Genomic DNA, 24858 nt, shown 5'->3' with positions numbered 1-24858 from the left:
TGTCGCTCCGCCGCAACGAGGCCCCCGGGATTTACCCGCAGGCGTTACGTTTCCCTGCCTTTTCTCGCGATTTAGCCCAAAAGTTTCATGGCGATTCGACGGCCGAAATGCAATGATTGCGCCTGCGATCGACGTCAAGCTTTCGCGGTGATGTAACCAAGTGCGTCCCCAGATGCCGTCCCGACGTCGGTCTGGATCGCTGAATCCCGTCAGTTGAGCTTCAGCTTTTTTCTGTATTCTCGTCACCTGAATCCCAGGGGCGGGGATGTTTTGCCGACAAGGCAACTGCAATATCTATGCATACCGAGCAAGAACTCCACACCAAGATCGGCGAGATCGTCGAGTCGATCGTCATGAAGAAAGTCACCCCCGATACGCAATTGATTGCCACGGGTCTGGTTGATTCCCTGGCCGCCGTGGACATCACGCTGGCTGTCGAATCCGAGTACGGTTGCAGCATCCCGGCTCCTGAAATCGCGGAACACCTGCAGTCGGTCCGTACGCTTGCCGGCTATGTCGCTGCCCATACTGCATAACACCCGGTTCTTGTCCCACGTCGCGGCCGCCGCGACGGCAGTAGCACTGGCGATAGGGGTGTACTGGGGCGCGGACGATGTGCTCAGCCGCATCGTGACGCCCACGGCTTCGCCATCGGCCACTGCCGCCGACAAAAACAACTACCTGCCTAACCTTGGGCCGGACTGGGGCACCCAACACGTCAACCTGAATCGCCTGGGCAACGCCCTGAGCGACGGGACGCTGGTCGTGCTGGGTTCATCCGAGCTGTCCAGCCACGACCTGCGCTTCGTGCCTTACCGCTTCTTTCCTGAAGAACTGAAGGTGCCGACGCTGGCGTACGGACACGCCATGTTCCAGTCCTACGGCATCGTCAGCGTGCTGGAGTCGGTGGCCGATTCCCTGACGCCCAACACGCGGCTGGTCATCATGGTGTCGCCAGCCTGGTTTGCGTCGGGCGGCCAACTGCCGCGCAGCGCCTTTGCGGAACACGTGACCGGCCCGGTCTGGGACCGCCTGTGGGACCAGCCCAGCACGCGCGAGCAGATGCAGAACTGGATCAGCGACAACGCCAACTGGGGTCTGCTCTGGCTGATCGCCAATGGCCAGGTGGCCGAACTGAAAGACAAGCTGTCGCTGTGGTGGCACGCCCGCAAAGAGCCGGCGCCCGACCGTCCGCGCACCAAGCTGTCGGTGCCGGCGCACCGCTTCGTGTCCTGGCCATCCGCCGCGCGCCTGAACGCCGGGCAGTGGGGCCGGCTGACGCACGAAGCGCGCGAAGTCGAAAGGCAGCTGGGCGGCAACAACCCGTACGACGTGCGTGACGATTACTACAAGCAGTATCTGGCGCCGCTGTATTCGCCAGCTCGTAACGAGTTCGCCGACGTCGACCCGATCACCCGCACCGAGCTGGGCGATCTGTCGCGCGTGATGGCCCTGCTGCAGAAGCGCAAGGTCAAGGCGTACTTCGTCATTCAGCCGTTCAACCCCAAGCTGATCCTGGATGTCGAGCGCTTCGACCCGGTGGTGGCCGCCATCACCGGCATGTGCGAGCGCTATCAGATGGGGTGCCTGGACCTTTACAGCATCCCGTTTGAACCGGGCATGGTGCGCGACGACATGCATCTGGCCGAGCTTGGCTGGGCCATGGCGGACCAAGGTATTGCGGAGTATTTTTCCCGATGAAATTTTTTCGCAAGGACGGCGCCGGGCGCCGCTTCTTCTGGCATTTGTGCCTGTACATCGGGGTGATCCTCGTATTCGTGCTTCAGGCTCAGCCCACCACGGGCAGCGGCGGACCGATCAAGGTCGAATTCCAATACCAACAGTTCTGAGCGCGCCATGGAATTGTTCGCAAGCTTGAGCTTTTTTGGCGGCGCTCTGTGCGGCGGCCTCGGTCTGTTGGCGTATCGCTCGTTCGGCATGCCGCTGCACATCGGTTATCGCCACATCATCGGCGTGATCTGCCTGGGCGTATGGATGGCGGTATTCTGGGCGCGGCCGTATCAGCCCATCGCGCTGCTGGCCATTTCGGGCAGCGCCCTGTGGGCTGTGCGCCGCAACTACATTCCGACCTGGCTGGCCGTCATCATCACCATGACGCCGCTGCTGCTGGTCAAGACGGGCGTGTCGCATCTGGGCGCCATGCTGGGCCTGTCGTTCGCGACCTTTCGCGCCATCGATGTGCTGCTGTTCGCGCAGCGCAACGAACGCGTGTCGCCGCTGGACTACTTCATCTACCTGTTCTTCCCGCTGACGTTGCTGGCCGGCCCGATGTACCGCTGGCGCAATTTTCAGGCCGACCTGAAGCGCGGCTATGAAGGCGTGAACCTGAACACGTGGCTGATCGGTCTGGAACTGATCATGGTGGGCGTGATCCAGAAGTTTGGCCTGGCCGAACTGATCTGGCGCTATGGCCTGGCCACGCTGGACGCGCACGATTATTCGTTCACGGGCGTGGCGTTGAACGCGTCGCTGTACAGCGCGTATCTGTTCTTCGACTTCGCCGGCTATTCGACGATGGCAATCGGCATCGGCATGCTGTTCGGCTTCACCTTGCCGATCAATTTCCGTAATCCGCTGGCCACGCTGAACCCGCAGGACTTCTGGCGCCGTTGGCACATCAGCCTGTCCGAGTGGCTGCGCGACGTGGTGTTCATGCCGATCTACAAGGCGCTGAGCAAGACCAAGTTCTTCGGACGCCATCGCATGGCGGCGCAGAACATCGGCATCTTCGCCACGCTGCTGGCCATGGGCGTGTGGAACGGCCTGTCGCTGCACTACATCGTCAGCGGGCTGATGTTCGGCGCGTATTCAGTGGGTCACAACCTGCTGATCAACGCGTCGCGCACCCGCCCCGCGTTGCAGGCCACGCTGGCGCATCCGGTGATGCGCTTTCTGGGCCGCGTGCTTACCTTGATTCTGGCTGCGCTGGCGCTGTACGTGTTCAGCGGCCGCAGCCCCATCTGACGCCGGGAGTTTCGGCATGCGTTTCGATCTGAAATCGTTCCAGTTCGTGGATACGGACATCTCGCCCGACGCCTTGGCCGTTGCCGCCGCCGACCGCTCGCTAAGCTGGTCGCAGTTGCGCGACGAAGCCCACGCCTGGGCGGACGTGGCGCGCAAGCAGGGCGTGGCCCCCGATGTGCCGGTGGCCATCTACGGCCACAAGGAAGCCTCGTTCTTCGTCGCCATGGTGGGCGCGCTGCTGATCGGCGCGCCGTTCGTGCCGGTTGACACCATCTACCCGGCCGACCGGCTGCGCCGCATCGTCGAGATCGTGCGCGCCGCGGCCGTCTATGACGCGGCCTCGGGCACCTTCACGCGCGGCCAAGGCGCGATGCTGGTCGAACGCGGCCTGGCCTATGTGATGTTTACTTCTGGCAGCACGGGCGACCCCAAGGGCGTGCAGATCGGCCGCGAAAGCGTCGGCTTGCTGGGCGACTGGATGCTCGGCAGCTTTGGCCTGGGCGAGGCGCCGGTGTTCATGAACCAGGCGCCCTTCAGTTTCGACCTGTCGATGTATGAAGTGTTCGCCACGCTGGCCTCGGGCGGCGCCTGTGTGTTGAACGCACGCGAGCAGATCGCGGCGGCCGGCACGTGGATGCCGCGCCTGGCGCAGCATGGCGTGACGGTTTGGGTGTCGACCCCGTCGTTCGCGCACCAGCAGTTGGCCAACCGCGACTTTTCCCCCGCGACCTTGCCGGCGCTGCGCACGTTCCTGTTTTGCGGCGAGCCCTTGCCGGCCGCGCTGGCCAAGAAGCTGCGGCAACGCTTTCCCGATGCGGTCATCCTGAACACGTACGGCCCCACCGAAGCCACGGTGGCCACCACCTGGATCGAAGTCACCGACGCCGTGCTGGCCGCGCATGATCCGCTGCCCGTGGGCCATGCCAAGCCCGAAAGCGTGCTGATCGTGGACGAAGGCGAAATCTGCATCGTGGGCGACCACGTGATGCGCGGCTACCTGAACCGGCCCGACCTGAACGAGGCCAAGCTCTACACCTATGAAGATGGCCGCCGCGCGTTTCGCACCGGCGACCTGGGGCTGATGCAGGAAGGTGGGCTGCTGTTTTGCCGTGGCCGCATGGACGACCAGATCAAGCTGAACGGCTATCGCATCGAGCTGGCCGAGATCGACGAGGCATTGCATGGCCTGCCGGGCGTGGAGGGCGGGGCGTGCGCGGTGCTGCGCCGGCCCGATGGCACGGCGGTGCGCTTGATTGGTTTCGTGGCGGGTGTGGCCCAAGAGCCCGATGCGCGTTTTCTGGCACCGGACGCGCTGGCCGGCTGGAAAGAGCGGCTGGCCCAGCGGCTGCCGCCGTACATGGTGCCGTCGGAACTGGTGGCCTGCCCGGCGCTGCCCATGTCCAACAACCACAAGATCGACCGCAAGAAGCTGGTCGAGATCTACGCCGGCATTCCGGCCTAGCGGGCAAAAAAGAACGGGGCGCAATGCCCCGTGTCTTGGTTTACAGGCCCATCATGCGCTGGCTTAGATTGGCCAGCACCATCAGCAGGATCTGCGCCACGATCAGCAGCACCAGCGGCGAAAAGTCGATGCTGGTGCGCGGCAGGATGCGGCGGATGGGGTCAAGCATGGGCGCCGTCAGCGCCTGCAACAGCGGCATCATCGGTGCCGTCGGATTGACCCAGGACAGCACGGCCTGGATCAGCGTCAGCCACACCACCAGGTTCAAGGCCCACTTGACGGCCATGATCAGCGCCGAGCCCATGGCGGCCGGCAGCAGCGCGGCGGGAATCAGCGCACCCAGGGCCACCAGCCAGATCAGCACGATGTAGAACAGCGCGGCCAGCCAGGCGGCAACCAGGCTGGTCCAGTCAATCTTGTTGCCGGCGGGGATGATCTTGCGCAGCGGCAGCACCAGCCAGTTCGTGGCCTGATAGATGGTGCGCGCCAACGGATTGAAGGCGTGAAGGCGGATCGCGTGCATCCAGGCGCGGGCAATCAATGCCGCGCCAAACAGCGTGAACACGATTTCGAGGAGGAAGCGGAAGATTTCACCGAGCATGGACGCGATCACCCAAAAAAAGAGGAGTCAATTGTCGCACGCTGCGCGCACATATTGCCGCCGCATTTGGCGGATGGCGCAGGCGCAAAAAAGCCGCCCGGCCAAGGCCAGGCGGCTCTAGTGAAGCTATTGCTTCGAACCGTCCGGATTAGGGACGGCCACCCGTGGGAAAGGGCCACGACGCGGCGGGATTCAGCGCGGTCTTTGCACCCGGGGCAGCAGCCGTGGAGGGCGGCGTTGCGGGCTTCTTGGGAGCGGCCTTCTTTGCAGCAGGCTTCTTGGCAGCGGCGGGCTTGGCGGCAGCAGCCGGCTTGGCAGCGGCAGGAGCCTTCTTCGCAGCAGCAGGGGCCTTCTTTGCAGCAGGCGCCTTCTTGGCGGCAGGAGCCTTTTTGGCAGCGGGGGCCTTCTTGGCTACCGCTTTCTTGGCAACGGCCTTCTTGGCGGCGGGAGCCTTCTTGGCAACGGCCTTCTTGGCAACTGCCTTCTTGGCGACGGCCTTCTTGGCTACCGCTTTCTTGGCGGCAGGCGCCTTCTTGGCAACGGCCTTTTTGGCGACGGCCTTCTTGGCTACCGCTTTCTTGGCAACGGCCTTCTTGGCAACTGCCTTCTTGGCGACGGCCTTCTTGGCTACTGCTTTCTTGGCGGCAGGCGCCTTCTTGGCGACGGCCTTTTTAGCGACGGCCTTCTTGGCTACCGCTTTCTTGGCGACGGCCTTCTTGGCTGCCGGCTTCTTGGCGGCAACCTTCTTCACTGCCGGCTTCTTCGCGGCGGCGACTTTCTTGACTGCTACCTTCTTGACAGCGGCTTTCTTGGCCGGTGCGGCCTTCTTAGCGACTGCCTTCTTGGCGGCGGGCTTCTTCGCCGCTGCTTTCTTTACGGCTTTCTTGGCTGTTGCCATGGTCATGCTCCTTAGGTTCAGGGGTCCCAGAACTTAAACCCGTGCCCCGACTCGCCAACAAGGCGAACCGTGCCCGGGCTATTCATCGGCGCATGCCGCTGTTCTGTGCGAGCAACAGCTACTACGGTTTGCGCTAATGAATTCGGCACAGCCATTTGATATGGCCCCCGCTCCTTTGGCGCGAGCCATTTCAAATGGCGCCGGTCGCAGCCTGATCACAGGCCGCCGACCGCTTGTTCTACGTGTTCGAAAACACCCTGACCAGGAAGCGCGTCATCAAGCCTGTCGCGAACGCGACGCTCTGTATTCGCAGAGCGTGCCCGCGCCGGGCCTGATGACGTACTGCTTTACTCCCAGCTCAGCGTGCCACCGGTTTGGTATTCGATCACGCGAGTTTCAAAAAAGTTGCGTTCCTTTTTAAGATCGATCATTTCCGCCATCCAAGGGAAGGGATTTTCTTCCTGCGGGTACAGCGGTTCGATACCGATTTGCTGGCAACGACGGTTGGCGATGAAGCGCAGGTAGGATTTGAACATAGGTGCGTTCAAGCCCAACACGCCGCGCGGCATCGTGTCTTCGGCGTAAGCGTATTCGAGTTCGACCGCTTTGCGGAAGAGTTCTCGAATTTCTTCGCGGAAAGCCGGCGTCCACAGATGCGGATTTTCCAGTTTGACGGTGTTGATCAGGTCGATGCCGAAGTTGCAGTGCATGGATTCATCGCGAAGGATGTACATGTACTGTTCGGCGGCGCCGGTCATCTTGTTCTGGCGACCCAGCGCCAGGATCTGCGTGAAGCCAACGTAGAAGAACAGGCCTTCCATCAAGCAAGCGAAAACGATCAGCGACTTCAGCAGCGTCTGGTCGGCTTCGGGCGTGCCCGTCTTGAAGTTGGGGTCCGCGATCGCGTCGATGAACGGGATCAGGAACTGGTCTTTGGCGCGGATGGACGGAACTTCGTTATAAGCGTTGAAGATCTCGGCTTCGTCCAGGTCCAGGCTTTCGACGATGTATTGATAAGCGTGCGTGTGGATCGCTTCCTCGAATGCCTGGCGCAGCAAGAACTGGCGGCATTCGGGAGCCGTGATGTGGCGGTAGGTGCCCAACACGATGTTGTTCGCGGCCAGCGAGTCGGCCGTGACGAAGAAACCCAGGTTGCGCTTGACGATGCGGCGTTCGTCTTCGGTGAGCCCGTTGGGGTTCTTCCAAAGCGCGATGTCGCGCGACATGTTGATCTCTTGCGGCATCCAGTGGTTGGCGCACGTGGCCAAATACTTTTCCCACGCCCACTTGTACTTGAACGGCACAAGCTGATTGACGTCGGTTTCGCCGTTGATGATGCGCTTGTCGGCAACCTTCACGCGCTGCGAGGTAGCGGCGCCGCTGGCAGCCAGACCCGCCGCGTGTTCAGGCGCGGCAGGAGTCGGCATGGCGGTGTCGCCGAATACACCCGTCGCCGCCCGGACTTCGGGCGCAGCCTGCTGGCCGCCCGCGGGGGCGGGGGAAGCAGGTTGCGTGGCGGTGGTGTCGTCTTCCCAATTAATCATTTCAATTCTCCGGAGGCGGTTATTGGCAGGCTTCGCACTCTTCGAAGCCGGGGTCGCCCGGCCGCATGGTGCAAACCGCCCCGAGAACTTCGGGTTCCGGCAAAACAGGTGCGGCGCCCACGGCCGCGGTCGTGGATTGACCACCAGCGGTGACGGCGTTCAGTTCGCCGCCGCGGCCCGTGGACTTCTCGGCGCTGGTGGCGCCCAGGGTACGCAGGTAGTACGTGGTCTTCAGGCCACGCAGCCATGCCAGCTTGTAGGTGTCATCCAGCTTCTTGCCCGATGCGCCCGACATGTAGATGTTCAGCGACTGGGCTTGATCGATCCACTTCTGACGGCGCGACGCGCATTCAACCAGCCAGCTCGGTTCGACTTCGAACGCGGTGGCATAGAGTTCGCGGAGTTCGGAAGGTACGCGATCGATGCGGGACAGGCTGCCGTCGAAGTACTTGAGGTCGGCGACCATGACTTCGTCCCAGAGACCGAGTTTCTTCAGGTCACGCACGAGGTAATCGTTAACGACCGTGAACTCGCCGGAGAGATTCGATTTGACGTACAAGTTCTGGAAAGTAGGTTCGATGCACGCAGATACACCAATGATATTGGAAATAGTCGCGGTTGGGGCAATTGCCACGCAATTGGAGTTGCGCATGCCGTGTTGTTTGATGCGCGCGCGCAACGTATCCCAATCGAGCGTGCTCGATTCATCAACTTCAACATGACCACCGCGTTCATCACGCAGCATCTTCAACGTGTCTTGCGGCAAGATGCCACGCGACCACAACGAACCTTCATACGATTGATAGCGACCACGTTCTTCGGCGAGCAGGCTCGACGCGAAGTACGCGTGATAGCAAACGGCTTCCATCGAACGATCGGCGAATTCAACGGCGGCTTGCGATGCGTAAGGCACGCGCATCATTTGCAGGCAGTCCTGGAAACCCATGATGCCCATGCCCACCGGACGATGGCGCGCGTTGGAATTGCGAGCCTTCTCGACGGCGTAGTAGTTGATGTCGATGACGTTGTCGAGCATGCGCATCGCAATGCTGACGGTGCGCTTGATCTTGTCGTGATCCAGTTCGAAACCACCACCGGCAGCCGGCTTCATGTGCGCGACCAGGTTCACGGAACCCAGGTTGCACACCGCGATTTCGGATTCGTTGGTGTTCAGCGTGATCTCGGTGCACAGGTTCGAGCTGTGGACCACGCCCACGTGTTGCTGCGGCGAACGGATGTTGCACGGATCCTTGAACGTGATCCACGGGTGGCCGGTTTCGAACAGCATCGACAGCATCTTGCGCCACAGCGTCAGCGCCGGCATCTTCTTGTACAGCTTGAGCTCGCCGCTGGCGACGCGCTTTTCGTAGCCGATATACGCTTCTTCAAACGCGCGGCCAACCTTGTCGTGCAGGTCGGGGCAGTCGGACGGCGAGAACAGCGTCCATTCACCGCCTTCCATGACGCGCTTCATGAACAGGTCGGGAATCCAGTTCGCCGTGTTCATGTCGTGCGTGCGGCGGCGTTCGTCGCCGGTGTTCTTGCGCAGTTCCAGGAATTCTTCGATGTCCAGGTGCCACGATTCCAAGTACGTGCACACCGCGCCCTTGCGCTTGCCGCCCTGGTTCACCGCGACGGCGGTGTCGTTGACGACCTTCAGGAACGGAACCACGCCCTGGCTTTCGCCGTTGGTGCCCTTGATGTGGCTGCGCAGTGCGCGCACCGGGGTCCAGTCGTTGCCCAGGCCGCCGGCGTACTTGGCCAGCAGCGCGTTTTCCTTGATGGCGTCGTAGATGCCTTCCAGGTCATCGGAGACGGTCGTGAGATAGCACGACGACAGCTGCGAGTGTAGCGTGCCCGAGTTGAACAGCGTCGGCGTCGAGCTCATGAAGTCGAACGAGGACAGGATCTCGTAGAACTCGATGGCGCGCGTTTCGCGGTCGGCTTCGCGCAGCGCCAGGCCCATGGCCACGCGCATGAAGAACACCTGCGGCAGTTCGATGCGGGTGCCGCGGATGTGCAGGAAGTAGCGGTCGTACAGCGTCTGCAGGCCCAGGTAGCCGAATTGCAGATCGCGCTTGGCGTTCAGGGCCTTGCCCAGGCGGGTCAGGTCATAGTTGGCCAGTTCGGGCGACAGCAGGCCGCCTTCGATGCCGCGTGCGATGAACGTGGGGAAGTATTCGGCGTAACGCGCGACCATGCCGTCTTGCGAGACTTCTTCGCCCAGCACTTCCTTGCGGATCGTGTGCAGCAAGAGGCGAGCGGTGACCTGGCTGTAGGCCGGGTCTTTTTCGACCAGCGCCCGCGCGGACAGGATGGCGGACTTGAACACTTCGTCGACGGGGATGCCGTCGTACAGGTTCTTGACCGTTTCCTTCAGGATGGATTCGCTGTCGATGAATTCGTCCAGGCCTTCGCCGGCGGCGACGATGGTCGCGCGCAACTCAGCCAGGTCCAGCGGACGGCGCACACCGGCGTCGGTCACGTTCAGCACATGTTCTTCGGGCGCGGCGGCGGCCTTTTCCTGGCCTTCGGCGGCAGCGGCGGCGGCGCGCTCTTGCGTGCGCTTCTCGCGATACAGGACGTAGGCGCGGGCAACGTCATGTTGGCCCGAGCGCATCAACGCCAGTTCAACCTGGTCCTGGATGTCTTCAATATGGAAGGTGCCGCCGTTGGGGCGGTTGCGCACCAGGGCGTTCACGGCCTGGCTGGTCAGGTTCTCGACCAGTTCGCGCACACGCGCGGACGCGGCGCCCTGGCCACCGTTGACGGCCAGAAAGGCCTTGGTCATGGCGATGGCGATCTTGCTGGGTTCAAACCCAACCACCGAGCCATTGCGGCGAATGATGTTGTAGCTGGCCCATTGCCCGCCATTGGCGTCGGCAGGGGAATCGGTTTGCGAGGGCGGCACGGCCGAAGGCCGGGTCACAGAGGCGATCGAAGTCTGCATGGAAGCTCCTGTGCGAAAACGCGTAGATAGCGACATGACGGCGGTCATGCCGGGTACGAATGTGGATCTTTTGAGGGGGTCGGAACGGCTTGGACGGCTTAGTCCAAAAGGCGTGGCCGACGAGAATCAGCGCTTGGGCGACCACAACATGTAGTGTAGCACCCCTCGTTGGACACTAATTCTAGTGATCGAGACCTACTGGAACAAGAAGAAGATATGACGAAGCTCACAAAAGATTGTAACTAAATGCACTGGGCGCGCCCAGTAAGGCGCGCCCAGGAGTGCACGGCTCAAAGCGACTGTTTATGCGGTTTTCCGCAGGGGTATGTCGCGCGGGGCCGGTGCTGTATAGCTCTGCATCAATCGACCCAATTGTGTCCGGTACTTCTCGACGCTTGCCGCCTTCACGTGGCCGTAGCCGCGGATGGTTTCTGCAAGGCCGGCGATTGTAGCTGCTTGCGCGATGTTGTCCCGGGTCAACCCTACAAGAAGCTGGTCTATGGTCTGACGATACTCGGTGACCAGCGCCCGTTCCATCTTGCGTTCGGCAGTGTGGCCGAAGGGATCGAACCAGGTGCCGCGCAGGCCTTTCAGACGTGTCAGCAATTTCAGTGCCGACATGGTGCGCGGCCCCAGCGTCATCTTGCGCGGCACGCCGGTGCGCGGGTCCTTGCGGGCGAAGATCGGCGGGGCCATGTGAAAGCGCAGGCTGTAGTCGCCTTCAAACTGCCCCTTCAACTGCGCCTGGAACGCGTCGCCGGTGTAGAGCCGCGCCACTTCGTATTCGTCCTTGTAGGCCATCAGCTTGAACAGGCCGCGCGCCACCGCCATCGCCAGGCGCGGCGACTTGGCGTCGGGCGCCAGCTCGCGTTCGCGCGCGGCGACGGCTTCGACCACGTCCTGGTAGACGCGTGAATAGCGGGCGTCTTGATACGCGGTCAGGTCCGCGATGCGGCGGGCCACGGCGCGTTCGAAGGTTTCCGGCACGTGCAGCTGTACCACCTGGGCGCGCGGACGCAGGGCGCTTTCCAGCGCGTCGGGTTGATGCGCCGCCAGCCGGCCGCTGTCGAATGCCGCGCGGTTCGCGGCCACGGCTACCCCGTTCAGTTCGATGGCGCGGTTGATGGACGCCTGCGACAACGGCACGCCGCCGCGCTGCCAGGCATAGCCCAGCATGAACATGTTCGACAGGATGCTGTCGCCGAACAATGCCAGCGCGGCGTCGTGCGCGTCGATGGCGGCCGTGTTGGCATCGCCCGCGGCGTGGCGGATCTTTGCCAGCAGTGCTTCGGGACGCATGGCGGCATCGGGGTCACGCGTGAACTCGGACACGGGCGCCACATAGGTGTTGACCGTGACCTGCGTGTGCCCGCGACGCAGCGCGCCCAGCGAATCCGGCGCTACCGAGGCTACCGGGTCGCACAGGATGGCGGCATCGGCTTGCTGCCAGTCCAGTCGGACCGGGCCCGCCGGCGCGCCGGCCGGCGCCAGGCGGATATGGCTGACAACGGTGCCGCCTTTTTGCGCCAGACCGGTCAGGTCCAGCACCGCCGCCGACAGGCCTTCCAGGTGGGCGGCCATCGATACGATGGCGCCGATGGTGATGACGCCCGTGCCGCCCATGCCCGCGACCAGCAGGCGGTAGGGGCGGTCCAGCGACGGCGTGGCGGGTTGCGGCAACTGCTCGATCAGGCGTTGCAGGCGTTCCTGGTCCGTCTTGGGCGCGGCGCTCTTGCGCGGCTTGCCGCCCATGACCGACACGAAGCTGGGGCAGAAACCTTCCGCGCAGGAATAGTCCTTGTTGCAGCTGGATTGGTCGATCGCGCGCTTACGGCCGTACGGCGTTTCCAGCGGCACCACCGACAGGCAGTTCGATTGCACGCCGCAGTCGCCGCAGCCTTCGCATACCGCGCTGTTGATCAGCATGCGGCGCGCCGGGTCGGGGAACTGGTTCTTCTTGCGGCGGCGGCGCTTTTCGGCGGCGCACGTCTGGTCATGGATCAGCACGGTCACGCCGGCAATCTCGCGCAGCTCGCGCTGCAACGCGTCCAGCTCGCGGCGGTGGTGCACCTTGATGTTGGGGCCCAGGTCCACGCCCTGGTACTTTTCGGGCTCGTCGCTGGTGACCACAATGCGCGCCACGTTCTCGCCGCGCAGTTGCTGGCAGATCTGCGGCACGGAGATCGGGCCGTCCACGGGTTGCCCGCCCGTCATCGCAACCGCGTCGTTGAACAGGATCTTGTAGGTGATGTTGGCGCGCGCGGCGACCGCCTGGCGAATCGCCAGGTAGCCCGAGTGGTAGTAGGTGCCTTCTCCCATGTTCTGGAAGATGTGCGGCATCTTGGTGTAGCGCGACAAGCCGATCCAGTCCACGCCTTCGCCGCCCATCTGCGTCAACCCGCCCGTGTCGCGGTCCATCCACGCAGCCATGTAGTGACAGCCCACGCCGGACAAGGCCTGGCTGCCCTCGGGCACCTTGGTCGACGTGCTGTGCGGACAGCCCGAACAGAAATACGGCCGGCGGCGCATGCCGTCGGCGTCGTTCGATAGCGCCGACTGGCAATCGAAAGCGGCCAGGTCCGCGCCCAGCGGCAGGCCCGCGCTGCGCGACAACCATGCCGCCAGCGGCCGCGCCAGCAGCGACGGGCGCAATTGACCCGCCGAGGGCACCACCGTTTCGCCGGCCAAGCCCTTCTTGCCGATGACCGTGGGGCGGTCCGGCAGGTTGAACAGCAGATCCTTGATCTGGCTTTCGACCACGGCGCCTTTTTCTTCGATCACCAGGATGTGCGACAGCCCACGCGCAAACTCCAGCAGCCGCTCGCCGTCCATCGGCCAGGTCAGGCCCGGCTTGTAGATGCGCACGGGTGCGTTGGCGGTGACGGTGTCCACGCCAAGGCGCGCCAGCGCTTCCATGGTGTCCAGATGCGCTTTGCCGACGGTGACGATGCCCACCGTGGCGCGCGGCGCCGGACAGGTCAGGCGGTCGATGCTGTGGCGGCGCGCGAAGGCGGCCACGGCTTTCATGCGCAGGTTCATGCGCGCTTCGACAGCCAGCGACAGGAAGTCGCGCGCGGAATACTCCAGCGACTCGGGCGGCATGTCGGGGTTGGCCGGCATGTCGTAGTGCTGCACGGGGGTGGGGCTGAACGAGTGGCCGCTTTCAATGGTTTCGGACACGGCCTTGAATGCGACCCACGTGCCCGAATAGCGCGACAGCGCCCAGCCCCATAGCGCAAACGTCTCGTACTCGTCGATCGACGTCGGATGCACGATCGGCATCTGCCAGCCGATCAACGACGCTTCGCTGGCGTGCGGAATCGAGGACGACACGGCGGTGTGGTCATCGCCCACCACCACCAGCACGCCGCCGTTGCGCGATGCGCCCGCCGCGTTGCCGTGGTGCAGCGCATCGCCCGCGCGGTCCACGCCCGGGCCTTTGCCGTACCACATGGCGAACACGCCATCGACGTTGCGGTCGGCGCGTACGCCGGCCTGCTGTGTCCCCATGACGGCAGTGGCGGCCATGTCTTCGTTGATGCCGGGCAGGAACGAGATCTTGCTGGCGTCCAGCGCCTTCTTCGCCTTCCACATCGCCATGTCCACGCCGCCCAGCGGCGAACCGCGGTAGCCCGAGACAAAGCCCGCCGTGTTCAGCCCGCGCTCACGGTCGACCCGTGCCTGGGTCAGCATGATCCGCACAAGCGCCTGCGTTCCGGTCAGAAAGATGCGGCCGGACTCCCGCGTGAGGTTGTCGGCAAGCTGGTAGTCAAGGTCCAGCTGGGGTTCGGGGGCGGGAGTGCCGTCCATAATGAATGCTCCTGGTATTTCGCACCATGATAGGTTCGCGCGGCATCCGATTTATTGCGTTTTTGGATCGTGCTATCCCTATAATTCGCAATGAACATTTCGTGTTCGACAAAAACCAGGAGACAAAGCGATGGACAAGACCGATATCGGCATCCTCAAGGCCTTACAGGAGGACGGCCGGGCTTCGGCGCAGCAGCTGTCCGACAAGGTAGGGCTATCGGCCGCGCCGGTGTGGCGGCGGGTCAAGGCGATGGAAGCCAGCGGGGTGATCCAGGGCTATAGCGCCCAGGTGGACCGCAGCAAGGTGGGCCTGGGCTGCATGTTTGCGCAGATCAGCCTGGAGCGGCATTCGTCGAACACGGTTGAACACTTCGAACGCTCGGTGCGCGACGCGCCCGAAATCCTGGAGTGCTACGCGGTCACCGGCGATTCGGATTTCCTGTTGAAGATCCTGGTGGAAAGCCCCGAGGCCTACGACCGCTTCCTGCATCGCTTCTTGTTCAACATGCCCGGCATCCGGCAGACGCGCACCATCGTGGCGCTGCGCGAGATCAAGCACGAACAACGGCTGCCGTTGTGACCGAGGCCAATCGCAGCGCCCTCTATATATAGAGGGCGTAGAAAGAGAACCCGTGGAGACGCGCGCGGTGTCGCTTGAAACCAACGCATTCGTGCGCGTTCCATGGCTAAACCAGCGGCTTTGCGACGCGGACTGTTGCGCAATTGCACACCGCGCGGATCGTCGTTGATTCTTCCCCAACGGCTCTTTAGAGTGCGTGATGTTTGCTGCGCGAAGGACGTGCCGGTGTGATCGGCGCGGCGCGTCGACAGACGTGTTGAGGAAGTCATGAGCAGTGTGTATTTGCGTTCGGCCGGCATCGCCTGCGCCGTTCTTATCCTGGCCGGATGCGTTGCCAGAAAGCCCGCCGTCATCACCGAGGCCCAGCCCGCCGACCCGCCCAAGCCGGTCGTCTGCGTGCCGGCTAAAAACGGCGATCCCATGATCGGAACCTGGCTGTCGAACACGCGCCCGCGCGATGTCAGCGGCGAATTGCAATCGCTGATCGTGTTGTCCGCCGATGGCTCGATGGCCTATGAGTCTTTGCTCAAGATCGGGCGCAAGTCGCGTCCGGCGCTGCGCGAGACCGGCTGCTGGACGGTGGCCGACAACGTCTACACGATGCAGACGACCAAGTCCGCCGGCGAGCCCGTGGACGCCAACGACCCCATTTACGTGAACCGCTATCGCGTCGAAAAGGTCGAGCGCGCCAAGCTGACGCTGCGCGAACTCAAGAGCGGTGGCCAGGTCGTCACCGCGCGCCGCATGCCGCAGGGCTACCGCCTGCCGTATTGATCGTTGCGCGGGGATGGCGCGTGCCGGCGCTGCGCCAGAACAAAGCCGCGCCTGACGCACCGTTGCGCGAGGCGGACACTGTGTTCGCCCACCGCGCCAAGATGGCCGGGCTGCGGTAAGGTGCGGGCTTCGACTTTTGCCTAGCCGCCGGTTTCCCATGCCCGCCATGTCCTCTGAAGCACGCGCCATCGCGCTGCTTGCCCTGGCCGCCTTTGTCAGCGCCAGCGCCTTTCGCATCTGTGATCCCATGCTGCCGCAGCTGGCAGCGGAATTCGGCACCACCACCGGTCAGGCCGCGCGCGCCGTGACGGCGTTTGCGGTGGCCTATGGCGTGTTGCAGATGTTCTTCGGTCCCGTGGGCGACCGCTACGGCAAATACCGCGTGGTCAGCGTGGCCACCGTGGCCTGTGCGTTAGGCAGCGCGGGCGCCGTCATGGCTGAATCGCTGGATGTGCTGGTGCTTTGCCGCGCCCTTTCCGGCGCGGCAGGGGCGGGCATCGTACCGTTGTCGATGGCCTGGATTGGCGACAACGTGCCCTACGAGCGCCGGCAGGCGACGCTGGCCCGCTTTTTGACCGGCACCATCCTGGGCATGTCCGCGGGCCAGTTGGCCGGCGGCATTTTCGCGGACACCGTGGGCTGGCGCTGGGCCTTCGCGGCCCTGGTGGTGGGCTACCTGATCGTGGGCGTGCTGCTGCACCTGGAGGTTCGGCGCCAGCGCGTGGCGGGCTTTGCGCAGGTTGATCCTAACGCCGCACGGCAGGGTTTTATCGGACAGGCGCGGCTGGTGCTGGGCACGCCATGGGCACGCATCGTGTTGGCCACGGTGTTTGTCGAAGGCTTGCTGGTCTTTGGCGCGCTGGCGTTCGCGCCGTCTTACCTACACGAACGGTTTGATATTTCGCTGACGGCCGCCGGTGCACTGGTGGCCGTGTACGCGGTGGGCGGGCTGCTTTACACCGTGGTGGCGGGCCGCATACTCAAGCGGTTGGGCGAACGTGGCCTGGCCGTCGCGGGTGGCCTGGTGCTGGGCGTCGCTTTCCTGTCGTATCTGCTGGGGCCGGTCTGGATGTGGAGCCTGCTTGCCAGCGTGCTGGCGGGTTTCGGCTATTACCTGCTGCATGCGACGTTGCAAACGAATGCGACGCAGATGGTCCCGTCCGCGCGCGGCACGGCGGTGGCGTGGTTCGCGTCGTGCCTGTTCATGGGGCAGGCGGCGGGTGTGGCGTTGGCGGGCGCGGTGGTGGACGAGATCGGCGCCGCGGCACTGTTTGGCGGGTCGGCGGTGCTGCTGCCGCTGTTGGGCGCGTTCTTCGCCCGGGCGTTGAAGGCGCGGTCGGCGATCACGAACGCGTAGGCCAGGGCCGATGGCAAGGCAACAGCCAGCCCATAGCCAGCCCATAGCCAACCCCTAGCCACCCTATAGCAAAAGAAACGGCGTTCCGAAATTGGGAACGCCGTCTTGTGGCCACCGGATCGGATCCGACCTGGATCGTCTTGGCTTGAGCCGATCTGGCTTCAACCGGACCGGCCTTGACCCGGCCCGACTTGAAGCCCGTCTTGCTTAGATGGCCGCCAGGCGAGCCAGCACCGTTTGCTTGCCCAGCAGGGCCAGCACGGCATCGACGGCCGGGGTTTGCGTTTGGCCCGTCACCGCCACGCGCAGCGGAATCGCCAGTTGCGGCATCTTCATGCCACGGTCGGCCAGCACGGCCTTGATCAGCGCCGACAGGGCCTCGCGGGTCCAGTCGGTGTCTTGCGCGCGCTGGGCAAAGTCGGCCAGCGCTTCGCGCGCGGTGGCGGTCAGGTGCTGCTCGACCAGTTCCGGCGCGGCCGGCGTGAACGGCGCGCAGAACAGCATCGCGCCATCGGCCAATTGTTCCAAGGTTTCAGCGCGGTCTTTCAGCAGGCCCATCACGCCCGGCAGATCGATTTTTTCAGGATGGCCGCCCCGGTTCGCCACGCGCGGCGCCACGCGTTCGGCCAGTTCCGCGTTGTCCATCTGCTTGATGTAGTGGGCGTTGACCCAGTTCAGCTTCTTCGGGTCCCATTGCGACGCCGACTTCGACAGGTGCTTGGTGTCGAACCAGGACACCAGCTGCTCGCGCGAAAACAGTTCGTCGTCGCCGTGGCTCCAGCCCAGGCGGGCCAGGTAGTTGATCATGGCCTCGGGCAGGTAGCCGTCGTTGTCGTATTCCATGACGTTGACCGCGCCGTGGCGCTTGGACAGCTTTTCGCCGTCCGGGCCCAGGATCATGGGCACGTGGCCGTATTCGGGCAAGGTGGCGCCCAGCGCGCGCAGGATGTTGATCTGGCGCGGCGTGTTGTTGACGTGATCGTCGCCGCGCAACACGTGCGTGATGCCCATGTCCCAGTCATCGACGACCACGCAGAAGTTGTACGTGGGCGTGCCGTCCGGGCGCGCGATGATCAGGTCGTCCAGCTCGGTGTTGTCGAAGCTGATGGTGCCCTTGACCATGTCGTTCCAGGACGTGGCGCCTTCTTGCGGGTTCTTGAAGCGCACCACCGGCTTGCGGCCTTCGGGGATGGCGGGCAGCGTCTTGCCGGGTTCGGGGCGCCACGTGCCGTCATAGCGCGGCTTGTCGCCGCGCGCGCGGGCGGCTTCGCGCATGGCTTCCACTTCTTCGGGCGAGCTGTAGCAATGGTAAGCGGTGCCGGCGGCCAACATCTGCGCGACCACTTCGCGATAGCGGTCCATGCGCTGCATCTGATAGAAGGGGCCTTCGTCGGGCTGCATGCCCAGCCACTGCATGCTGTCCAGAATGGCCTCGACCGCTTCCGGCGTGGAGCGTTCCACGTCCGTGTCTTCGATGCGCAGCACGAACGTGCCTTGATGGTGGCGCGCGAACGCCCAGGAGAACAGCGCGGTGCGCGCGCCGCCCAAATGCAGAAAGCCCGTGGGCGAAGGCGCAAAGCGCGTACGGATGGGGGAGGTGGCGTTGGAAGTCATAGGTGGCAATGATAGCGGCTGCGGCGCCACAAAAGCGGCGTCAGGCTGGGTCCACATCAAGCGGACGGCGGGCTTGTCTTGTTACGATGAACGGTATTTTAGATTAGGGCGTATCCCCTATGCTGCGACACGCGCTTGCCCCCATGTTCGAACCCAGTTCGCTGGTGATCGTTGCCGACCGGCCACTGCCGGCGGCGGGTTCTTTGTCGCCCGCGCTCAAGGCCAAGACCACGGTGGTCGATTGCCAGGCGGGCGCCGCCCCGGAACTGCCCACCGCCCTGGAAGGCCTGGCGGCGGGGGCGCGGCCTGATCTGGCCCTGGTTTGCGTGTCGCCCGCCGTGCTGCCGGAAACGCTGCGCCGCCTGTCGCCGCTGGCGCCGCGCGCCGTGATTCTGTTGCCGCACGAACTGCCCGACCCGTATCCGCGCGGCACCTGGGCGTTGTGCCGCGCGTGGGCGGAAGAGAACCGCTGCGAACTGCTGGGGCCGCGTTCGTTTGGCGCGCAGCGCCCGCACGCCGGCCTGAACTTCAGCCAGCACCCGGTGCTGGCGCGCGCGGGGCGCGTGGCGCTGGTGGCGCAGTCGCGCTCCATCATGGCCGCCGTCATGGACTGGGCCGAAGATGTGCACATCGGCTTTTCCACCGCCGTGTCGCTGGGCGACGAAGCGGTGGTGGGGCTGTCGAAAGTGCTGGATTACCTGGCCAGCGACCCGCGCACCGACAGCATCGTGCTGTATCTGGAAGACGTGGGGCCGGCGCGCGAATTCATGAGCGCGCTGCGCGCCGCCGCCAGCGTAAAGCCCGTCATCGTGCTCAAGGCGGGTCGGTCCGACGCCGACAGCGCCGACGCCATTTTCGATGCCGCCCTGCGCCGCGCGGGCGCGGTGCGCGTGCGCTACTTCGTGCAGCTGTTCTCGGCCGTGAAAGTGCTGGGCTATACGCGCCGCCCCAAGGGCCGGCGCGTGGCGCTGATCTCGAACGGCAGCGGGCCTCCGCAGCTGGCCATGGACCTGATCGGCCCCGATGCCGCCGTGCTGCGCGCCGACCTGGCGCCCACCACCCGCCGCGCGCTGGAGGCCATGCTGGAGCCGGACGCCGCCTGTGACAACCCCGTCATCACTTACACGCCACTGACGCCCGAACGCATCCGCGCCATTCTGGAAACGGTGCTGGACGACACGGGCGTGGACGGCGTGCTGGTGCTGCTGGCGCCCGACGCGCTGGCCGACATGCCCGCCGTGGCGCGCGAGCTGGCGCAGATTGCGCCCAGCGCCAAGAAGCCCGTCGTGACCTGCTTCATGGGCGACGCCGGCATGCGGCCGCTGCGGCGTATGTTGGACGACGCCGGAACCTCTGCTTTCCGCACGCCGGAATCGGCCGCCGACGCGTTCGGCGTGCTGGCCTCGCACCACTACAACCAGCAGCTGCTGCTGCAAACGCAACCGCAAGAGCCGCCCAGCCATGTGCCCGACCTGGCCGCCGCGCGCGAGCTCATCGCGCGCGTGCGGGCCGACTGCCGGCGCGAACTGAACACGTCTGAAATCCGAACCTTGCTTGGCCTGTTCTACGTGCCGCTAAGCGACACGCCGGTGGACGTGGCGTCGGCGGAACCCGAGTCCCGCCCCATGGCGATCCGCGTGCGGCGCGATCCGCAGTTTGGTCCGGTCATTCGCTTTGGCGCGGGCGGCCCCGACGCGGTGCTGTCCGTGGCGGATCGCGGCATGGACCTGCCGCCGCTCAACGGCTTCCTGGCCCGTCAGCTGATCGAACGCAGCCGGTTGTGGCGTCGTGTGCTGGCGCCGCGCGTGGGCCACATGGCGGCCGAATCACTGCAACAGGCGGTGGTGCTGGTGTCTGAGATGGTGTCGGAATTGCCTGACATCGAAACGCTGGATATCGACCCGCTCTACGCCGGCGAAACGCACTTGCGCGCAGGCGGGCTGCGCATGATGCTGACCGAAACGCCGGGCTGTGAAACGCCGCAGACGTCCGGTTATCCGCACATGGCGATCCACCCGTACCCCACGCGGCTGGTGCACGTGCGCCGCTTCAATGACGGCATTCCGTGGGTGCTGCGCCCCATTCGCCCGGAAGACGGCGAGGCCTTGCAGGAGTTCATACGCGGCTTGTCCGAGCGGTCGCGCTATATGCGCTTTGTGTCGATGATGCGTGAGCTGACGCCGCGCATGGTGTCGCGCTACACGCAGGTGGATTACCACCGTGAATTGGCGCTGGTGGCGGCCACGCAAGTGCCCAATCCGGCCAACCGCGGGCATCCGCGCGAGGTGATCGTGGGCTTTGCCCACTATCTGCGCAACCCGGACGGGCGCGGCGCGGAATACGCGCTGGTGATCGGCGACGATTGGCAGCGGCGCGGCCTGGGCCGCCAGCTGATGACGGCGCTGATCGACGCCGCGCGTGAGCAGGGCCTGGAATACATCGACGGGCTGGTGCTGTCGACCAACCGGCCCATGCTGGCGCTGATGACCAGCCTGGGCTTTACCAACGACGCCGATCCGGAAGACCCGACGATGCGGCGCGTGTGGCTGGGCTTGGCCTGAACGCTGACAACCGAGCGCATCGGGTTGGCCCGGCGTGGATTGGCTGGGCCTGGCTTGGCCCGGCCCGGCCCGGCCCGGCCCGGCCCGGCCTGGCCTGGCCTGCCGGTGATGCGCCGCCCGTTGCCGCGCGTGGCCCGACGCGCCGTCGCCGTCAGGCGGTTTTGCGCACCGCCTCGGCCGGCGTCAGCCGCGCCGTGACCTCGCCCACCGACAGCACGTCGCCAAAGAAGAGCATCCAGCCTTGCAAGGCATGTTCGTGTTCGGCCGGCGTGACCGCCGCCAGCGCGTCGTCGACCATGATGGTGCGAAAGTCGCGCATCATCGCGTCGCGCGCGGTGGATTCGCAGCACACGTTGGTCACGGTGCCCGTGATCAGCAGCGTATCCACCCCCAGCCCGCGCAGCAGCGGTTCAAGCTCTGACGAGCCCGGCGCCATGGCGCTGTAGAACCGCTTGACCACGCGCGGATCGGCGTCGTCCACGTGCAGGTCGGGGTGCAATTGAAACCCCGGCGAGTCCCGGCGCAGTGTCTCCAGGCGTCGCTTGCTGCGTTCCGGAGTCAGCATCACGCCGTGGTGGTGCGACCAGAATGCGTCGGCGTTGTCCGACGCCGTCTGCACCCACACCACCGTTCCGCCCGCCGGGCGCACCGCGTCGCACAGCCGGTTGATCGGCGCGATGATGTCACGGGCGGGCGCGCATTCGCCTTGATAGCCGGGCAGGGTGAAGTACTGCTGCATGTCGATCACGACCACCGCGCAACGCGCGGCCGGCAGGGTGTCGTAGGGATGCAGGCAGCCCTGTCGGGCCACGACGCGGTCTTGTACCCATTGCGGAAATTCCATGACGCCTCCTTAGCCGTAGCGCCGCGCCACGGCGGCTTCGACGCGATAGATGATCAGGTACATGACGCTGGAGATCAGCGCCAGCATGGCAATTGCCGTCATGACGATATTCAGCTTGAATACCTGGCTGCCGTTCATGATGAGGAAACCCAGGCCGGAATCGGCCGACTGGAATTCCCCCACGATCACGCCCACCAGCGCCAGGCCGATGTTCATTTTCACGGCCGCGATCAAGGTGGGCACGCTGCCCGGCAGCACCACCTTGGTCAGCACCTGCCAGCGGCTGGCGCCAAAGGTGTGGGCCAGCTTCACCTTGTTCTGGTCGATGCCGCGAAAGCCCGCGTACACGACCATGATGGTGACGAACACCGCGATGGCGACCGCCATGCCGTACACGGCGTAGTCAGACCCCAGCCATAGATAGAAGATCGGCACGAAGGCAATCTTCGGCATGGCGTTGGCCACCACCAGGAAGGGGTCCAGCACCTTGTACAGAAAGTCCGACCACCACAGCGCGGCGGCCACCACGATGCCGATCGCCATGCTCAGGGTGAAGCCGACCAGCGTGGCCGACAGCGTGGTCATGATGTGCTTGGCCAGGTGGCCGTTGTTCCACAGGTCAATGAACGTGGGCCACAGCGCGCTGGGATAGCTGGTCAGCAGCGGGTTCACGATGTGCATGCGCGGCAGGATTTCCCACGCGCACAGGAACACGACCAGCAGCAGCGCCTGGCTTAAGCGGATATTGCGTTTCTTGGCGCGGTCCCGGCGCAGGTAGTCCAGGTATTTGGCGCTGGGCGCGGGCACGGCGCGCAGGGGAACGGTGTTGGCAACGGGGGAATTCATCGATCAACCCTCCACGTGTACGTCCAGCTCATCCCAGAGCTGTTTGAAATAAGCGTTGAATTCCGGCCGCGAGCGCGCCTGGAAGGGCGTGGGACGCGCGCCGTCGCCATAGTGGATGCGGTACTGGCTTTTCAGCCGGCCGGGGCGGCGCGACAGCACGATGACGCGATCCGTCATGGCGATGGCTTCGCCGATATCGTGCGTGACCAGCACCACGGTCTTGCCCTCGCGCCGCAGGATGTCCACGACTTCGTCCGAGATGGCCAGGCGGGTCTGCGAGTCCAGTGCCGAAAAGGGTTCGTCCAGCAAAATCACGTCGGGCTCGGTGACCAGCGTGCGCGCCAGTGCGGCGCGTTGGCGCATGCCTCCCGACAACTGGCGCGGCGTGTGCGTCAGGAACGCGCCCAGCCCGCACTTTTCAAGAATGTGCACGGCGCGCGCCTCGCTGCGCGCATCGCGCCTGCCCTGGATCTCGGCACCCAGCATCACGTTGTCCAGGATGGTGCGCCATTCAAACAGATAGTCCTGCTGCAACATGTAGCCGATGCGCGGGTTCGGCTTGGTCACGCTTTGGCCATCGACCATCACGGCGCCCGATGTGGGTGGAATCAGGCCCGCAATCAATGACAGCAAGGTGCTCTTGCCGCATCCGCTTTGGCCGATGAGGCTGACGAATTCGCCCGGCGCCAGCGAGAACGACACGTTCGACAGCGCCTCGGTCTCGCCTTCGGTCGTGAAGTAGGACAGGCAGACGTCGCGCAGTTCGATTTTTGCCGTGGCGGTGGCCGGCTTCAGATTATGGATGGCGGCCCCCATCACTGCACCTTCTTGGCAAAGTCGGCCACCACCACGTCTTCGTATTTCACGCGGGCAGAGTCCTTCATGACGGCGCTGGCGATCAGCATGTCCTGCAACTGGCTCATGGCCTCGGCCGTGACCAGCGGAGTCGTCTTCCAGATCTGGTATTTCTTGTAGCGTTCGATGGCCTCGGTGACCGCGCCCTGGTCCATGCCCGGAAAGAACGTCATGATCTGCGGCGCAAGCGTCGCGGCCGGCGTGTCCTTCACGTATTTCTCGGCGCGCGCGACCACATTGGTCCAGGCCTGGATCACCTTGGGGTTGTCGCGAATGTACTTGTCGGTGGCGGTGAAGACGGTGTAGTCCACCTGGCCGACTTCATGGCCCACCGACGCCACGATGTAGCCCTTGCCGTTACGCACCAGCTCGCCGGCCTCGGGCTCCAGGAAGATGCCGTATTCCCCCTGGCCCGCCATCCAGGCGCCGGCCCGCGCCGGAATGCCGATGTTGTTCAGCAGCTTGACGTCTTTTTGTGGATCCAGGCCGTGCTTGCGCAAGGCGGTTTCCAGGAACACGATGGGATTCGAACCAGGTCGAAAACCGATCACTTCCTTGCCCTTGAGCATCGACCAGTCAAACTTGTCGATCGGTTTGCGCGCCAGCAGGAAGAAGCCGTCGGTGGCGGTCAGCCCGGCAAAGATCTTCGGCTTGACCGGCGATTCGCTGTTCTGCACATAGATGGACGCCTCGGGCCCGATCAGTACGATATCGGCGCTGCCCGACAGCAGGGCGGTCATGCCCTTGTCGGTGCCCTGCGAGGTTTTCATGGACACGTCCAGTCCGGCGTCCTTGAAGTATCCCTGCGACAGGGCCACGTATTTGGGCACGTAAAGCACGGATCGCACCACTTCTTCGTAGCGCACCTTCACGGGGGGATTCAAAGCTTCGGCCTGAGCGGCCAAGGGAGCAAACAGCGCAAGCAGCGCCGCGCCCGCCAGGCGGGGAAGTGGCATGGATTTCACGGAACTTTCTCCTGCGTCTTGTATGGCACGCCGAAACCCGGCGCAGCACGGCCAATGGGGTTGAATCGACAGCAACAACAGGGAAGCCCGAACACCAGCAGCCCGGGCCGATAAGGCATGGATCGAATACTATATTCAAGCAGCGGCCGCAGACAAGCTTTTTGGGATTGGCGTTTTTCTCTATGGACGAGCGCCATTGAAGCCCGGAAAAT

General features: G+C 64.4%; 19 protein-coding genes. 9 read left to right on the top strand and 10 right to left on the bottom strand.

The features are described from left to right. The first annotated feature begins 296 nt into the window (after positions 1-296). Genes V6F88_RS22070 through V6F88_RS22050 form a run of 5 tightly spaced genes read left to right on the top strand, consistent with a single transcriptional unit; the run spans position 297 to position 4447 of the window. Entirely contained in the window at positions 297-536 is a 240-nt protein-coding gene (locus V6F88_RS22070; protein ID WP_046806524.1) for an acyl carrier protein, read from the top strand. Beyond that, positions 514-1701: a D-alanyl-lipoteichoic acid biosynthesis protein DltD gene (locus tag V6F88_RS22065; protein ID WP_332612244.1), complete on the top strand. Its 1188-nt coding sequence runs from the start codon at positions 514-516 to the stop codon at positions 1699-1701. The genes V6F88_RS22070 and V6F88_RS22065 overlap by 23 nt, the downstream gene beginning before the upstream one ends. Beyond that, positions 1698-1850 carry a hypothetical protein gene (locus V6F88_RS22060; RefSeq protein ID WP_104145181.1) on the top strand — a complete coding sequence of 51 codons (153 nt, stop codon included), beginning with the start codon at positions 1698-1700 and terminating at the stop codon, positions 1848-1850. Before V6F88_RS22065 ends, V6F88_RS22060 begins: the two co-directional genes overlap by 4 nt. A 7-nt stretch (positions 1851-1857) precedes the next feature. Further along, the gene (locus tag V6F88_RS22055; protein ID WP_332612242.1) at positions 1858-2985 is read left to right on the top strand and encodes an MBOAT family O-acyltransferase; all 1128 of its coding nucleotides are present in this window, start codon (positions 1858-1860) and stop codon (positions 2983-2985) included. 16 nt (positions 2986-3001) lie between these two features. Next, the gene (locus V6F88_RS22050; RefSeq protein ID WP_332612241.1) at positions 3002-4447 is read left to right on the top strand and encodes a D-alanine--poly(phosphoribitol) ligase; all 1446 of its coding nucleotides are present in this window, start codon (positions 3002-3004) and stop codon (positions 4445-4447) included. Positions 4448-4487: 40 nt separating this feature from the next. Here V6F88_RS22050 and V6F88_RS22045 read toward each other — a convergent pair whose 3' ends face one another. From V6F88_RS22045 to V6F88_RS22025, 5 genes are all read right to left on the bottom strand, one after another. Beyond that, entirely contained in the window at positions 4488-5048 is a 561-nt protein-coding gene (locus tag V6F88_RS22045) for a YggT family protein (protein ID WP_332612240.1), read from the bottom strand. 148 nt (positions 5049-5196) lie between these two features. Further along, positions 5197-5946: a histone H1-like DNA-binding protein gene (locus V6F88_RS22040; RefSeq protein ID WP_332612238.1), complete on the bottom strand. Its 750-nt coding sequence runs from the start codon at positions 5944-5946 to the stop codon at positions 5197-5199. Between the two features lie 347 nt (positions 5947-6293). Next, positions 6294-7490: a ribonucleotide-diphosphate reductase subunit beta gene (locus tag V6F88_RS22035; protein ID WP_332612236.1), complete on the bottom strand. Its 1197-nt coding sequence runs from the start codon at positions 7488-7490 to the stop codon at positions 6294-6296. A gap of 19 nt (positions 7491-7509) precedes the next feature. After that, on the bottom strand, positions 7510-10440 hold the full coding sequence (locus tag V6F88_RS22030) for a ribonucleoside-diphosphate reductase subunit alpha (protein WP_332612234.1): 2931 nt from the start codon (positions 10438-10440) through the stop codon (positions 7510-7512). A 303-nt stretch (positions 10441-10743) separates the two neighbouring features. Further along, complete coding sequence (locus V6F88_RS22025) at positions 10744-14250, bottom strand: indolepyruvate ferredoxin oxidoreductase family protein (RefSeq protein WP_332612232.1); 3507 nt, start codon at positions 14248-14250, stop codon at positions 10744-10746. Positions 14251-14380: 130 nt separating this feature from the next. Between V6F88_RS22025 and V6F88_RS22020 the strand changes: the two genes are divergently transcribed. The 3 genes from V6F88_RS22020 (at position 14381) to V6F88_RS22010 (ending at position 16961) form a co-directional block, all read left to right on the top strand. Further along, positions 14381-14830: an Lrp/AsnC family transcriptional regulator gene (locus V6F88_RS22020; protein ID WP_046806515.1), complete on the top strand. Its 450-nt coding sequence runs from the start codon at positions 14381-14383 to the stop codon at positions 14828-14830. A 267-nt stretch (positions 14831-15097) separates the two neighbouring features. After that, positions 15098-15604, top strand: coding sequence for a hypothetical protein (locus V6F88_RS22015; protein ID WP_332612230.1), 507 nt, complete (start codon positions 15098-15100; stop codon positions 15602-15604). 157 nt (positions 15605-15761) lie between these two features. Then, complete coding sequence (locus V6F88_RS22010; RefSeq protein WP_332612228.1) at positions 15762-16961, top strand: MFS transporter; 1200 nt, start codon at positions 15762-15764, stop codon at positions 16959-16961. Between the two features lie 207 nt (positions 16962-17168). Here the strand turns inward: V6F88_RS22010 and gltX are convergent, their stop codons facing one another. Beyond that, positions 17169-18575, bottom strand: coding sequence for a glutamate--tRNA ligase (gene gltX, locus V6F88_RS22005; protein WP_332612226.1), 1407 nt, complete (start codon positions 18573-18575; stop codon positions 17169-17171). 119 nt (positions 18576-18694) lie between these two features. Here gltX and V6F88_RS22000 point away from each other — a divergent pair, with 119 nt between their 5' ends. Then, positions 18695-21136 (top strand): bifunctional acetate--CoA ligase family protein/GNAT family N-acetyltransferase, encoded by a 2442-nt coding sequence (locus V6F88_RS22000; RefSeq protein WP_332612224.1) that lies wholly within the window; start codon positions 18695-18697, stop codon positions 21134-21136. Between the two features lie 151 nt (positions 21137-21287). Here the strand turns inward: V6F88_RS22000 and V6F88_RS21995 are convergent, their stop codons facing one another. The 4 genes from V6F88_RS21995 to V6F88_RS21980 are packed head-to-tail and all read right to left on the bottom strand — an operon-like array spanning position 21288 to position 24637. Next, on the bottom strand, positions 21288-21980 hold the full coding sequence (locus V6F88_RS21995; RefSeq protein ID WP_332612222.1) for an isochorismatase family cysteine hydrolase: 693 nt from the start codon (positions 21978-21980) through the stop codon (positions 21288-21290). Positions 21981-21989: 9 nt separating this feature from the next. Beyond that, positions 21990-22826 carry an ABC transporter permease gene (locus V6F88_RS21990; RefSeq protein WP_332612220.1) on the bottom strand — a complete coding sequence of 279 codons (837 nt, stop codon included), beginning with the start codon at positions 22824-22826 and terminating at the stop codon, positions 21990-21992. A gap of 3 nt (positions 22827-22829) precedes the next feature. Beyond that, on the bottom strand, positions 22830-23642 hold the full coding sequence (locus tag V6F88_RS21985) for an ABC transporter ATP-binding protein (RefSeq protein ID WP_332612218.1): 813 nt from the start codon (positions 23640-23642) through the stop codon (positions 22830-22832). Further along, positions 23642-24637: an ABC transporter substrate-binding protein gene (locus tag V6F88_RS21980; protein ID WP_442880380.1), complete on the bottom strand. Its 996-nt coding sequence runs from the start codon at positions 24635-24637 to the stop codon at positions 23642-23644. Before V6F88_RS21980 ends, V6F88_RS21985 begins: the two co-directional genes overlap by 1 nt. Positions 24638-24858 lie beyond the last annotated feature (221 nt).

Origin of the sequence: Achromobacter sp. ESBL13 (assembly GCF_036668755.1) — a bacterium.
Classification (GTDB): domain Bacteria; phylum Pseudomonadota; class Gammaproteobacteria; order Burkholderiales; family Burkholderiaceae_B; genus Achromobacter.
The sequence above is the reverse complement of the archived record's forward strand: the minus strand, read 5'-3'. Positions and strand labels throughout refer to the sequence as shown.